This is a genomic window from Heliobacterium chlorum (assembly GCF_014502795.1).
Lineage (GTDB): Bacteria > Bacillota > Desulfitobacteriia > Heliobacteriales > Heliobacteriaceae > Heliobacterium > Heliobacterium chlorum.
Genome location: NZ_JACVHF010000009.1, coordinates 32,774 through 46,444 on the forward strand (window position 1 = coordinate 32,774; position 13,671 = coordinate 46,444).

Here is a 13,671-nt window from a genome sequence, read left to right on the forward strand (position 1 = left end):
TCAATGTCGAAAGGAGGAATTTTTGATGGCTCGTCGTCGTAATTATATCGTCGCCCGCTCCTTGGCAAATACAAATGCGCTTAACGCCACTCCTGTCAACGCTACTCCTGTCCATACAACAGGGAATCAATTTTCACAGAGTGTAGCCAATACGCTCCCTGACTATGGGGCCCCGAATATGCAATCCGGTGGGACCGGCCTATACGGCAGCATTCGCCCTTCTTATGAAATCTACCCTGGAGAATAAAATCGTGAATACAAAAAACCACCGATAGGGAATTTTTCTTCCTTACCGGTGGTTTCTTTTTTAAGATATCGTCGTAAGCAGCTATAAAACGGATGGTTTGTAACCTGTTTATCCCGAACCCTTCAACCATAAAAAATGCGCAACAACCCTGGCGTGACATACGCGTCAATCAGCCCTGCCGCCGTTGCAAGCACCATCACACCGGCACCAGCGCCGGCATAGAGGAGCAAAGCTTGGCTTAAGGAGACGGGGCTGCGCTGACGCCCTTTCACCAACCATAAGGTGAAGGCCAGGGCCATGACACCGGCGAAGATCAGCGCCGGAAGGAAGACCAAGCTGGATGGAACCAGGGTGAGTAACACTACAAAAATACCATCCGTTGGCCGAGTTAGGATCAGAAAGCCCACGGCAAAACCGAGTACAAAGCCACGGAAAAAAAGCAATGCCGCGATGAAAGGCAGCCCCAACACGGTTAACCCCAAAAAAAGGATGAGACCGATCGCTTTCAGGTTTTGTGTCACCGCAAGTGAAAGGAGTGAGGAATAGTCGACACCATTCCTGGCGCTTTGAAAGGCGCTGATCACACGGGTTTGCAACTGCTCGGCCTGTCCTGGCGGCAATATTTTTGAGGCTATGGCGCCTGAAGCAATACCGACTGCGATAATGGCGATGACGACAATATACAAGGCCCAGTGGCTATGTAAGTGCCGGCGTCCCGCCGACATGTATCCTCCTTGCAGCATAAGCACCACGAAACAGCCTTCCTTCCCTTAGAACTGGATACTTATGCATATGCAAAAGAAAAGGCTCCATTACAAAATTTGGTTGCTTTAGGCCGATTTCTGCCTATCGGCGGGAGCAAAAAAAGATAGTTTTCGCTTGCACTTTTACAACGACCGTGCTACCATTAAGTTACTCCCTATGGAACTGGAAGCACTTCCTACGCTTCCCCCCAAACAAACCTGTTTGGGGGATTTTTTTATGCCGTTTGTTTTTTGTAGTTTATAAAACATTCATAGGCGACAGGGGACTCTTGAGCAAGAAGCTGGTAAAAAACTTTTGCTAATGAAGAATCAGACTCGTCAATGACATTCAGGTAGTTGTCGACGACGTAATCAGGAAGATAACCGTTCATTTTTGTCATGACTCCGAGGGAATAGACGGCCCGCTGTACATCTTCCAATCGAAACCACGCCATTTTAGCGCCTCCTCTGTTTCTCTCGTCTGAATGGTTCGACGGAGGGGTGCCATTCCCTTCCATGATATATAAATAACTTAAGCGACCTCGCTGGGAGGTCGCTTATTTCATCTGAACCCTTCCGTAACGACCACCGCCGCCATCGGTCCACGTCAGTTCTCCGTGACGCTGTGCCAAAAGGGGCGCCGCTATTTTCGGCCCCACCAACCGTAAGATCTCCTCATCGTTTACCCGGTGAAGCAGGTTCATTTCCGTGCCGAAAGCCGCTAGGAGTTTTTGCCGTGCCTTCGGTCCAATCCCCGGGAGAAATTCCAGCGGAACCTGATGAACGTAAGGCGGCCGCTCAACAGTTTCTGAGGCAGTTGACCTGTTTCGTGCAGACCGGTTGCCATGAAGAAACAACCATTCGATGCGATCAAGAACCCCTGGCGTAAGCACTTGAGCGCCGCAGTGTGAGCAGGGACCAAAATGGGGCGGCTCTTCCGTAGTGATGGTCTCACAACGAGGACAGGCACTACGGTGGTACTTGCCTAGCCGGGGATCAAGTCCATAGTTGGCGATGACATGACGTCCTTCTTGCCGGCGCAATGCTTTGACCCATTCAGAAAAGGTGGGGGAGTCGAGTTCCAGCGCATTGTATTCACGGGCGATTTTCGGCAATGAGTGAGCATCGGAGTTGGATAGGTAGGTAAAGCCATTGAGTCCGGGAATGCGATCGGCCAGCGTCGTATCAGAAGAAAGGCCCAATTCCAACGCCCATATGTGCTCCAGTTCCCCTTCGGTAAAAGCTTCTGCCAAGTCGTCCACACCTTGACCCAAAAGCCCTTTATGAGGAGTAAAAGCGTGGGCCGGTACAAAGACCCCCTCCAGTTCAATAACCCGTTTCAATACAACAGAAGCACGGCAGCGACAGTGCTGAGAACTTAAGTTGGGATTGGTCACCCAATCGCATAAGCTCTGGGAGAAGGCTTTCAAGCTTTCTAACGTGGGGAGGTAGGCAAGAAAATGGGCTGGACCGCCTTTTTCCTCGGTTTCCACTTCCGCACCGGCGAGAAAGGTCATCTCCTTCTGGTAGCGAAAACCGCCGCCGGAGAGTTCCTCCAGTTCTCCTCGCTCGATGAGCCGCTCCAAATCGGTGATCACGGGCAGACAAGCTGCATCGATGACTCCTAGCAGATCTATTCCTTTATGATGCTTACCTTCCCAGAGTGCAGCTTCCAAGGTGAGGTTTTTGGCTGCTGTAATTTTAATGGGCCGCCCCGCGTCGGAGCGACCCAAGTGTACATGAAAATCTCCAAAATATGTTCCCATTAATCCTCTTCCCGTTGCAATATGCGAGCGGCTTCCAACAAGCCGATTATTGACTTAGCATCGGTGATCTCACCAGTCTCAATCATTTCCAAGGCCGCTTCCAAAGGAACGACCAGCGGTTCGACAAACTCGTCATCATCGGGCTTTGCGTCGGCAATGACCAGTTCACGGGCGATGTAGAGATGCATTTCTTCGTTACAAAAGCCAGGACTCGCGTAGAAGCTGAGCAGGTGCTGCCATTTTCTCGCGGCAAAACCAGTCTCTTCAGCGAGTTCTCGTTGAGCACAATCGAGAGGTTCTTCGTCGGGACTGAGTTTTCCCGCAGGGATTTCAATGGAAACCTTTTCGATAGAATAGCGCCACTGTCGTACCAGAATCACCTCGTTGCGCGACGTTAGCGGGACGATGGCAGCAGCACCAGGATGCTCCACGATTTCTCGGTAAGAGGACGTACCGTCGGGCAGTGTGACCCGGTCTTTACGGACACTGATAAACTTACCTTGGTAAATCTGTTCACTTTCCAAGGTCTTTTCCTTTAGGTGTTCCATTCGTTCTCCTTTCGGGATCTCTTTTCGAAACCTTACCTACGAAAGGGAAGGTTTCTTCGCGAACTGTCGAATAATCTCAATAACATAGCGGCTGTTTCGTTCCAGGTCATCTATCGTGATGAATTCTTCTTTGGTATGGACTTTTTCCATGGCTATTGCCAGATTCGCCGTAGGTAGACCGGCACCGTTATAGATATTCGCGTCAGATCCTCCTCCTATGGGCACCAGTTGCGGTGTAAAGCCAAGATTTTGGGCTGCTTTTACCGCTAGAGCGACGACAGGGTCTTTTTCCGTCAAGATAAAGCCGGGGTATACCTGGTTCACCGTGACTTCGGCCCCTCCTCCCAAGTCCTTCGCTGCCTGTTGGAAGCACTCCACCATATGTCTCGTCTGTTCTTCCAACTTCTCTTCCCGCAAACTACGGGCCTCACCGGTGATGACGACCCGCTCTGGAACAATATTTGTCGCTGAACCGCCGTTGATCGTTCCGATATTCGCGGTCGTCTCCTTGTCGATGCGGCCTAAGCGCATCCGGTGAACAGCACGAGAAGCAATTTTTATGGCGCTGACACCTTCTTCCGGACAGATACCAGCATGGGCAGTCCGCCCATATAGTACGGCTTCGACATGGTTTTGGAAAGGTGCGCTGGTGATGATCGTGCCTGGTTCTCCGGAGGCATCGAGCACATAGCCCATTTTGGACTGAAGACGCCCGATATCAAAGACTTTAGCCCCTTTAAGGCCTCCTTCTTCCTGTACGGAAAAAATCACTTCGATGGTCGGCCGTTTCTCTCCCGTAGCGAGCAATACCCGCAATGCTTCCAAAATAGCTACAATGCCGGCTTTGTCATCAGCTCCTAAGATGGACGTTCCGTCAGAATAGATGGCTCCATTACGGACGACGGGCGTTACCTTATCACAAGGGACGACTGTATCCATGTGGGCGCTGAAAAATACCGCTCCATCGGAACCATTCCCCTCAAGGCGGCCATAGAGGTTGCCGGCATTACCGGGGATTTTCGTACCGGCGTCGTCTTCTTCGACTTGAAAGCCCATCTGTGTCAGTGTCGCTGTCAACCGATCAGCGATCTGACGTTCGCCACCACCGGGCGAAGAGATCGTACATAATTCGATGAATTCTTCAATGATTCTTTGTCGATCGATCAAGCTCCCGCATCCTCCCTTTTTTCGGTTAGGGTCTGTATGCTCATCTCGTCAAGCAGTCCTTCTTCATACAACTGGACAAAGATTTTTACGATTTGCGGATCAAACTGTACACCGCTACAACGGATGATTTCGGCGATAGCCACTTCTTTGGGCAACGCTTTTCGGTACACCCGGTTCGCTGTCATCGCTTCAAAACAGTCGGCCACAGCGATGATCCGCGCGCCTAAAGGAATTTCCTCCCCTTTCAGCCCTTCGGGGTAACCCTTTCCGTTATACCACTCGTGGTGGGCACCGACAACCGGAGCCAACTCACGGAAATGGGCTACTTGAGAAATAATTTGCTCACCGATGGTCACATGCATTTTGATTTCTGCGTATTCTTCTTCTGTCAGCGCACCCGGTTTCTGCAAGATGTTGCTGTTGATGCCAATCTTTCCGATATCATGTAAAATCGCTGCTGTGGCGATTTGCTGTGCTCTCTCCGCTGAGATCTCTAAACGCTCAAGCATTCGCGTTACGTAGCGGTGAACATACTCCGAATGGCCTCGTGTATAAGAGTCTTTCGCGTCGATGGCCGCAACAAAAGCCTGCACGATAGCCAAGTGAAGATCTTGTTGTCGCTTGTATAAAGTGGCGTTTTCGATAGCGTTACCGACCTGGTTGGCCAAGATGTCCATCAACTGAACTTCGTCGTCAGAGAATGCGTGCGGTTCATCGGCGAATACGGTCAATACACCCAGGGTGCGGCTTCGACTGATCAGGGGGACCGAAAGGGCACAGCAAAATCCTTCTTTGATTAAGAGATCGCCGCAGGATTCATCAAGTTCTGATTTCACTATGTATACGATGGGATTTCTTGTGTCGACCGCTTTTCCCATGAAGCACTTTTCCATAGGGAGCAGTTGTCCCCGCAGTGAGGGGAAACCGAGTTCGGCCACAGGCCGGAGCAATCCGGTCTCCTCTTCGAAAATGTGAACAGTACAAGCCTTCACCTTCATGACAGAGGCTGATAACTCTACGATCGATGATAAGACCTGGGGGAGTTCGAGGCTTGAGTTCACCGTGTGTAAGACTTCCGTTAAGGCCGATAATTCGCCGGCTTTACGTTCCAATTCTTTCCCCGTCTTTTTCACAGTATCCGACAGATACCCCGCCGCCGCTGAGGTCACTAGCAGTGTAACTCCTCGTAAAGCTAAATCGCCCCAATAAAAACCTTCCGGCAGGGGTATGTTGATTATCAGATACAAAATTAACGATAGGAACGCCCAAAACAGACCTCTTTGCAGGCCAAAATGAGTGCTGTACAGGACATTGATAAGTATGTAACCGAGATAAAATTCGCTATGAACGCCTCCTGTCAAGGAGACGATTTCAGCTAGAAAACACAAATCAAGGACGAAAGCACACAGATAGATCTGTTTCACTAGGTGTCTTTTTGCAAAAAGCAGTAACGTTAAGCATGCACTATAGAGGATCAAAAAAGTAATTCCACCGGTTAAGGATTGGGGGATGACGACGTCTGGTTGAAAACAACTCCAAATCACCATAGCAATAACTGCAATGGTTCGAAATAACGCGAAAACTTGGTATCCTGGATTGAAGAAGTTCATATATTTTTCCTCCTGCCTCTTACGGTCACCACGTGGTGTGGATTTTAACCGCGGCAGCGCTCGTTCTAACAATGACCTTCGCCGTTAGAGACGATTTTTCCTTTTAGGGACCATCAGATTATCTTTTCGCCATTATCGTCTGTTCTGGATCGTAGCGAGTTTTTGTCCGATCTTGCTTTGATTTTCCTTGATCTTTTGGAAGTTCTCCATGGCTTCCGCATACCCGTCGTCGCTCTTCTGGGCGAACGCCGATGAGAAATCGCGAATGGAAAACTCCAATCGGTCCAATTGCACTTCCACCATTCGTCGCAGTTCCTTATCCTCTTTCGGATCATGCTCATTGCTCATTTGTTCTTTCAGCAATTGGACTTGCGGTAAAATCACGTCAGAAAACCATTGGGACGTTTCTAAATGTCCATAGCGATTGACATCTTTCTCCACACGGTCATTGATTTGATCAACAATTTGCTGCATAAACCAATATCCGTCTTGAATACGGAGGTTCGGATCGGCACTAACCGATTCCTTGCTGTCATCTTTCGGATCAGCAGGGCCCTCTTGGCTTGAGGACGTTGATACTTCGGAGGTCGTCGTCACCGGTTCTTGTGGAATAGAGGCTGATTTAGACGTGACAGCGCAACCGGCGAGGACGATGGCTACCGTACAGATTGCCCCGATAAGTCCTTTGTTCAATGGGTTTCACTCCCACCAGTGTCAATTATTAAACTAGTTCTTATTATAGCAGGAAAAAAACAAACCGGGAGTCTAAACTCCCGGTGATACGCAGGACCTGATTAAAGGATCTTAAAGACGTCTACGGTTTTCTTCAACTCTGTCACCATAGCGTTAGACTCTTCGGCGCTATGAGCGATAGTATCCATTGAAGCTGACGTTTGCTCTGTCGAGGCAGCTACTTCCTGGGCGTTCGCAGCCGTATTTTCCATGATCCGAGCGATTTCTTGAATCAGTTCGAGGATTTTACCAGAAGTATGGACCTCTTCTTCGGTCACCCGTCCGATTTCTTCGATATCCCGAACTGTCTTGTTGACGGCGGAAAGAATTTTCTCCAAGACGTCTCCTGCTTTGTTGACAACCACTACGCCCTGTTCAACCTCTGAGCGGCTATGCTGCATGGCCAAGACGGCGGCGGCTGTGCTTTCGGCGATTTTCCGGACTAATGCGGCTACCTCGGTGGCGCCTTGGTTCGATTGCTCCGCTAATTTTCGAACCTCTTCAGCAACAACTGCAAATCCCCGGCCAGCTTCACCGGCACGTGCCGCTTCAATGGCCGCGTTGAGGGCGAGTAAGTTGGTCTGGTTGGCTAAGCTGGTGATCGTGTCTGTGATTAAACCGATCTGTTGGGAGTATTCACTTAGCGTAGAGATATGGTCCTCTGTTTCGGCCGCTTTTTCTTTGATTTTTTCCATCCGTACGACCGTTTCTGCGATGGTTCTTTTGCCTTCTCCAGCCGCTTGCTCTGTCACCTTCGAATTGTCGGCTGCTGACAGGGCCTGCTCTTTAGCCTTTTGAATTAGATTTGAAAAATCGTGGAGTACTTTCGTGGCTTCCATGATGGATTCGTTCCCGATAGAAGCGTCCCTGGCGACATGCTGGATATTGCTGGCGACTTCCGATGCAGCTATGGATACCTGATCACTAGTGGCTGCCACTTGTTGTGACGAGTGAACTAACTCGTCGGCAGCCCGGCGAACCGTACCGACTAGGTTCGACTGCTCTTCAATCATCTGGTTAAACCAGCGCGTCAATTCTCCAATTTCATCGGATTGGTTATGTTCGCTGACTCGGGTTGTCAAATCCCCTTGAGCCAATCCCTTGACTACGTTGACAATGCCATCGAGGGGCGTGCTGACATATTTTCGAACCATCATGTATATAACCATAACCGTCAACAGGAGCACAACGAGTGTGACGGATAGGTTAATCATGGCCACTTTCTCTTTCGACAATCCTTCCAGTTGAGCCGTTACACTGATCGCTCCCCGGAGTTCACCGACTTTGTAGCCTTCTTTTTCATGACCGAGAGGATCCAACTGGCCCTTTGGCTCGCCATGACAGGGAAGACATGCTTGCTGGATGTAGAGGGGCTTTGCAAAACGCAATACACGGTAACCGTTGGAACCGAGCACTTCGGAATAATGATCCAAGTTCATATCCTTTGAAATCCGTTCAATCATCTGCTTTTCCCAAGCATCAGGCGCGTCTTTCGGGTTGCGATACTTGTCTGAAGTATACTTGATGGTAAAAACAGGGTCTTCCGGGCGTTGTCCCGTTACGTGTTTAGCCAAAAAAGTCTGTACATCTGCCTGTTTTTCGGCTATCATTTTCGATTCTTGGATCCTGTTTTGTTCCGCAATGGTCACAAATAAGTCGGGCAACCAGGTAATCGCGACGGCCATGATTACCAACAGCGGAACGACTCCAAGAATGAATTTAGGCGCCAGTTTTAGTCGATTGTAAAATCCCATAGGTCGACCTCCCTCACTGCTGCTTCCCTCTTGGCACCACCAAAGGTTTTATCGATAATTTGTACAGCTTTTATTCGCCATTCGTTTAAGGTTCTCCTTCCAAAGAAAATAAAAAATCTTAATACAAAGTAAGACTTCTTATCAATCATCTAATTTCATGCTTTATTTTCTTTGAATTCCAATGGAAGCAATAGGGATCGCGGAAGAATTTTATTTATATCCGTTTATCGCTGTCATGTTAGAGATTGTTCTATAAAAAGCAAATACACCCAACTGTAAAAGCAGGGTGTATTTTCATCTATATTAAAGTTTAAGTTTTAAAGGCCTTTGCTGTGGCCTTAACGTTTTTTAGAGCTAACAAGGATTACGGAGCATATAAAACCGAAGAATTAAACAGACACAGTAGAAATACAAAAAACAAATTACGGAAAAGTCCAAACAATCCTAATCTGTTCTTCGAAATTAGCCCACTTTCTGACCCAATCGAAGCTTATCAGCGACCATCGCGATGAACTCGCTGTTAGTGGGTTTTCCCCGCTCTAAGTTGATCGTATAACCGAAGAACTTGGACATCATCTCGACATTTCCGCGATCCCAGGCTAACTCTATGGCATGGCGAATCGCCCGCTCCACCCGAGAGGGAGTTGTCATATACTTTGTTGCAATCATGGGGTATAACTCTTTTGTTACAGCGCCGAGCAGGCTGACTTCACTGATCACCATGAGAATGGCGTCACGCAAATACTGATAGCCTTTAATATGTGCTGGAACGCCCATTTGATGGATGATATTGGTTACCTCCACATCCATGTTTCGAGGACGCGAAGGAGGTGCAATCACAGGAGGCGGAGTGACGACGGGGGTATTGTTGCTGCTTCCGGTGACGAGCTGGCGAATGCGGTTCCCTAGGATCTCCAAATCAAAGGGTTTAAGAATGTAATAATCAGCCCCCAATTGAACGGCCCGCTGGGTCATCGACTCCTGACCAAAAGCGGTTAAGATGATGGTCCGCGGGCGATGTTGGAGGTTCAGTCCGATCATACACTCCAAAACGCCGATGCCATCCAAATGGGGCATGATAATATCGAGAATAATCAGATCGGGCTCTTCCTGTTGGATCAGTTTAATCGCATCTTGTCCGTTATTCGCTACTCCGACTAATTCCATGTCTTCTTGTTGACTTATGTAGTCTCGAAGAATATCACAGAATTCTTTGTTATCATCAGCAACAATCACTCGAATGTTATTTAACATTTTCTGTTCCGCCTCCCAGCATTTTCACTGCACATAGCTTTTCGACAAGGCCTATGGATATCCTTCTTCAATCCTTGGAAAATCGTTCGTAAAAAAGCGCTTAGATGTGACAAATTTTTCCACAAATGCTGTCACTTGCTGTTCTTTGTTAATTCTAATTGTTAATGTACCACAATTATGCGCAGAATTTTATATCCGTCGATTGAATACACTTTAAAGGACGAACCGACAAAAAATAAGGACTTTGCCAAAAGGGCAAAGTCCCCACTTGTTGCATCCCGGCTTTCCAGAGTCCGGCTTCCTCCAGCATTTTCTCTATCAATACACCATAGCCTGTAGACGGGCTATTGATAAAAACATGAGTCACGGCTCCAACGATTTTTCCATTTTGGATAATTGGACTGCCGCTCATACCCTGGATGATTCCGCCGGTAATGTTAAGCAGACGAGGGTCGGTCACACGGATGACGAGGCCTTTGCCATCGGTGCGATGAGGCATAATCCGATCGATGACGATCTGAAAGCGCTCCAGCTTATCTCCCTCAACGACGGTGATGATTTCAGCGGGTCCTTCTTCGACTTGTGCCGACAAGGCGATTGGAAGTACATTCGGATAGTGCGGGTTCTCTAAACTCCCTTCTAAGCGTCCAAAGATGCCCACCGTGGTGTTGTGCTGGATGTTGCCCGTATAAGCGGGGTTGTCTTCCTGAAAGGTTCCTACTTTCTCACCAGGGGAACCTCGTTTTCCCTGTTGGATCGATTTGACTAGAGCGGGGACGATTTTGCCGTCAGCTACATCGATGCGCTGGTTCGTATCGGCATCATTGATGACATGTCCTAGCGCTCCATAGGTTTTTGACTGCGGTTCAAAGAAGGTCAACGTACCTACCCCGGATGCCCGGTCCCGAACGTATAAGCCGATGCGATGTCGTTTCGTTTCTCCGCAGCGTACGGGTTCTACCGTTGTTTGGTACATTTGGCCATTTCGAGACAGTTCCATGTCCACCTTTTTTCCGCTCTGTCCCGCTTCATCGATTATCCTGGCCAATTCGGCATCACTTTTCACCGCTTGTCCGCTTACCTTAAAGATGGTATCGCCCACTTGAATCCCAGCATCTTTTCCGGGGTAATGCTTCTGTCCCTGTTCATCGATGATGGGCGCCTGCCCGACCACGATGACCCCTTGCGAGTGAAGCATGACTCCGATGGAGTGACCTCCGGGAAGAAGCTGCATCGGCGGGAGGACATCGACTACGATGTTTTTCAATGGGATAAGACCAAGAAACCGCAAGGTCAGATTCAGCCTTCCTGGTTCCTCTGTGGCATTCGCAGGTGATACGGCGGTAAATTGGTTCACCGCTTCATCGGAAAGTGCTTGTGAGGAGGGATGAATGTTAGGAACGGCCGATCGCTGAACATCCATGGTCACATGGCGCAAGACATTTTGGGAAAACATCCGTTGAATCGGGATATCTTCTCCTACGGTCGTCCGCAATTGAGAAGGCGAGAACCAGAGGCTTAAGGCTTCATCGGTCAGGCTGCCCGTAACCAACAGCAGAGCCAACAATATTCCCAGGACGTGTTTTACACGTTCTGTAGACATTCGCCACCTCCTTGGTCAAGCTTAGCTCGGGAACGGTCATTTAACGGGGCGTCTCTAGCTTTTCCCGAGCGAGGCGCCATATCCCGCTAACCCGTGGTTATCCCGAAAAGCCCTGCCAGTCGAGCCAATAGGGCAGCCAATGAATAAAGCGACCCCGCTATTTCATGCAGGGTCGCTTTTTATACTGGGAATTTCTAAACGATAATCCAGCCATCTTTCCAAAACCATCATTTAAGAATCAGAACCACTCGGTGGAAAACTTGCCTTATTAATAACAGGATTAATCAGTTAAAGACAAATCCCGGTTGTAATGACAAAGTAAGCCTTTTGGGCGGAGTGGCGTCGTGAGCGAAAGTTGTGAAGCGGAAAAGCGCGCCACGGTTTACATGCAGAAAAATCCAGAGATTTGCTGCGCTCGCGGAGCAACAGAGCGGACAGCCATGTAGCCTTAAGCGAGCGGGGCGTCACACCCTGATGAACCCGCTATGTATCATTAATAACGTAATTGTTCAGGGAAAAGTCACCATCTCTAGATTGCCTCTTCCGGTTTACGAGCTTTTCTTCGCCCGGGCAAACATTTCCTCGGCATGGCTGTGGGTAAGTTGGCTCGCTCCGTCACCGCCGAGCATGCGGGCCAATTCTTTGACGCGAGCGCTTTCGTCAAGATTGACGATTTTGGTGATGGTTCGCTGACCTCGTAGAACCTTTTGAATCAAGAAATGGTTGTCCGCATAGGCTGCCAGTTGGGGCGCATGGGTCACGCAGATGACCTGCACATCTTCCGCCACTTGAGCCATCTTTTGGGCCACAGCCTGCAGAGCTTGTCCACCGATACCGGCATCGATTTCGTCGAAAATTAGGGAAGGTATCCCTTCCACTTTAGCCAGAAGAGTCTTGAAGGCTAAGAGTATACGTCCCATTTCGCCGCCGGAAGCAATCTTCGCTAATGGCTTGGGCGGTTCGCCAGGGTTTGGCGTAAACAAAAACTCCACGTCTTCAGCGCCTGCAGCAGAGGGTTCTGTGCGAGGATCTAAGCGCACCTCTAATTTTGCTCGGTTCATGCCAAGGAAGGCCAGTTCCTTATCGATGGACTTTTCCAACTGCTTGGCCATCTTTTGACGTAAGGACGATAGCTTTTGGGCCTCCTCGGCATATTTCTTCTGCCGCTGTTCCCGTAAAGCCATCAACGCGGCCATCCGCTCGTCCCGGTTCTCCAACTCTTTTAATTCCTGCCGGGCTTGTTCCAGATAAGCCAGGATTTCTACGATAGAACCACCATATTTTCGCTTCATCCGGCGCAAAAGATCGAGGCGGTCGTCCACTTCTTCGAGCCGTCCCGGTTGAAACTCCAAATCCTCCCGGTAGTCTCGCATCCGCTGCGCCACATCTTCCACCTGATAATAGGCGGCTTCCAGATTTTGCGACAATTCGGCTAAAGCCTTATCGAAGGCAGCCGCTTCTTCGATGGCTGTTCGGGCTTTATCGAGCAAGTCCAAGACTCCGGCTCCCTGTCCCCCGAAAAGAGACTCATAAGCGCCGTTGGCCTGAGCCATCAGTTTTTCCATGTTTTGCAGCCGCTTTCGCTCCTGCTCCAACTCATCCTCTTCACCGTCCACAAGGGCTGCCGAGTCGATCTCTTCGACTTGGAAGGCGAGCATGTCCTGGCGCTGGATGCGATCCCGCTCATCTTTTTGAAGCCGTTTCAGTTCCTCCTCGACCTCTTCCAAGGCTCGGTAGGCCCCTTCGACGGCACGGAGAATTTTTTCCCCATCGACGCCGGACAGCCGATCCAACAGAAGCCGGTGTTTGCGCGGGTTCATCAGGGATTGCTGCTCATGCTGCCCCTGCAGGTCCACAAGGCGTCCTCCCACTTCTCGAAAGAGCGATAAGGGCACACTGCGTCCGTTGATTCGGCAGACGCTCTTGCCTGTTTTGGTGATTTCCCGCGTCAATAAGAGGCTTTCGTCATCGTCCACATCGACGCCGAGTTCCGCCACTTCCCGGCAAAGATCGCTCTCCCTCTCATCGATCCGGAAAAGTCCTTCGATCCGAGCTTTCTCAGCACCGCTGCGAACCACATCAGGCATCGAACGTCCACCGATGAGCAAACCGACAGCATCGATGATCAAGGATTTTCCGGCACCGGTCTCCCCGGTCAGCAGGTTCATCCCGGGAGACAGTTCTAACTCCGCTTCCTCAATGAGCGCGAAGTTTTCCACTCGAAGTCTTTCCAGCATAAGCTTCCCC

General features: G+C 49.6%; 12 protein-coding genes. 1 reads left to right on the forward strand and 11 read right to left on the reverse strand.

Annotation, left to right across the window (positions count from 1 at the left end):
- The first annotated feature begins 25 nt into the window (after nucleotides 1–25).
- The gene (locus tag H1S01_RS10165; RefSeq protein ID WP_188040223.1) at nucleotides 26–247 is read left to right on the forward strand and encodes a hypothetical protein; all 222 of its coding nucleotides are present in this window, start codon (nucleotides 26–28) and stop codon (nucleotides 245–247) included.
- Between the two features lie 122 nt (nucleotides 248–369).
- On the opposite strand, the gene spoIIM is transcribed toward H1S01_RS10165, so the two are convergent.
- From spoIIM to recN, 11 genes are all read right to left on the reverse strand, one after another.
- Complete coding sequence (gene spoIIM, locus H1S01_RS10170) at nucleotides 370–990, reverse strand: stage II sporulation protein M (protein ID WP_243237209.1); 621 nt, start codon at nucleotides 988–990, stop codon at nucleotides 370–372.
- Between the two features lie 236 nt (nucleotides 991–1,226).
- Nucleotides 1,227–1,445: a hypothetical protein gene (locus tag H1S01_RS10175; protein WP_188040226.1), complete on the reverse strand. Its 219-nt coding sequence runs from the start codon at nucleotides 1,443–1,445 to the stop codon at nucleotides 1,227–1,229.
- Nucleotides 1,446–1,547: 102 nt separating this feature from the next.
- A complete protein-coding gene (locus tag H1S01_RS10180) occupies nucleotides 1,548–2,756 on the reverse strand; it encodes an endonuclease Q family protein (RefSeq protein ID WP_188040227.1) in 1,209 nt (402 codons plus the stop codon).
- The gene (locus tag H1S01_RS10185) at nucleotides 2,756–3,304 is read right to left on the reverse strand and encodes an NUDIX domain-containing protein (protein WP_188040229.1); all 549 of its coding nucleotides are present in this window, start codon (nucleotides 3,302–3,304) and stop codon (nucleotides 2,756–2,758) included. The genes H1S01_RS10180 and H1S01_RS10185 overlap by 1 nt, the downstream gene beginning before the upstream one ends.
- 36 nt (nucleotides 3,305–3,340) lie before the next feature.
- Entirely contained in the window at nucleotides 3,341–4,471 is a 1,131-nt protein-coding gene (locus H1S01_RS10190; RefSeq protein ID WP_188040232.1) for a M20/M25/M40 family metallo-hydrolase, read from the reverse strand.
- Nucleotides 4,468–6,081: an HD domain-containing phosphohydrolase gene (locus H1S01_RS10195; protein ID WP_188040234.1), complete on the reverse strand. Its 1,614-nt coding sequence runs from the start codon at nucleotides 6,079–6,081 to the stop codon at nucleotides 4,468–4,470. The genes H1S01_RS10190 and H1S01_RS10195 overlap by 4 nt, the downstream gene beginning before the upstream one ends.
- Before the next feature lie 132 nt (nucleotides 6,082–6,213).
- Nucleotides 6,214–6,774 (reverse strand): hypothetical protein, encoded by a 561-nt coding sequence (locus tag H1S01_RS10200; protein WP_188040236.1) that lies wholly within the window; start codon nucleotides 6,772–6,774, stop codon nucleotides 6,214–6,216.
- A gap of 101 nt (nucleotides 6,775–6,875) precedes the next feature.
- Nucleotides 6,876–8,567: a methyl-accepting chemotaxis protein gene (locus H1S01_RS10205; protein ID WP_188040238.1), complete on the reverse strand. Its 1,692-nt coding sequence runs from the start codon at nucleotides 8,565–8,567 to the stop codon at nucleotides 6,876–6,878.
- A gap of 462 nt (nucleotides 8,568–9,029) precedes the next feature.
- Nucleotides 9,030–9,821 (reverse strand): sporulation transcription factor Spo0A, encoded by a 792-nt coding sequence (spo0A, locus tag H1S01_RS10210; protein WP_188040240.1) that lies wholly within the window; start codon nucleotides 9,819–9,821, stop codon nucleotides 9,030–9,032.
- 175 nt (nucleotides 9,822–9,996) lie between these two features.
- Nucleotides 9,997–11,424, reverse strand: a complete 1,428-nt coding sequence (gene spoIVB / locus H1S01_RS10215) for a SpoIVB peptidase (RefSeq protein WP_188040242.1) — start codon at nucleotides 11,422–11,424, stop codon at nucleotides 9,997–9,999.
- 548 nt (nucleotides 11,425–11,972) lie between these two features.
- Entirely contained in the window at nucleotides 11,973–13,661 is a 1,689-nt protein-coding gene (gene recN / locus H1S01_RS10220) for a DNA repair protein RecN (RefSeq protein ID WP_188040244.1), read from the reverse strand.
- Between the last annotated feature and the right edge of the window lie 10 nt (nucleotides 13,662–13,671).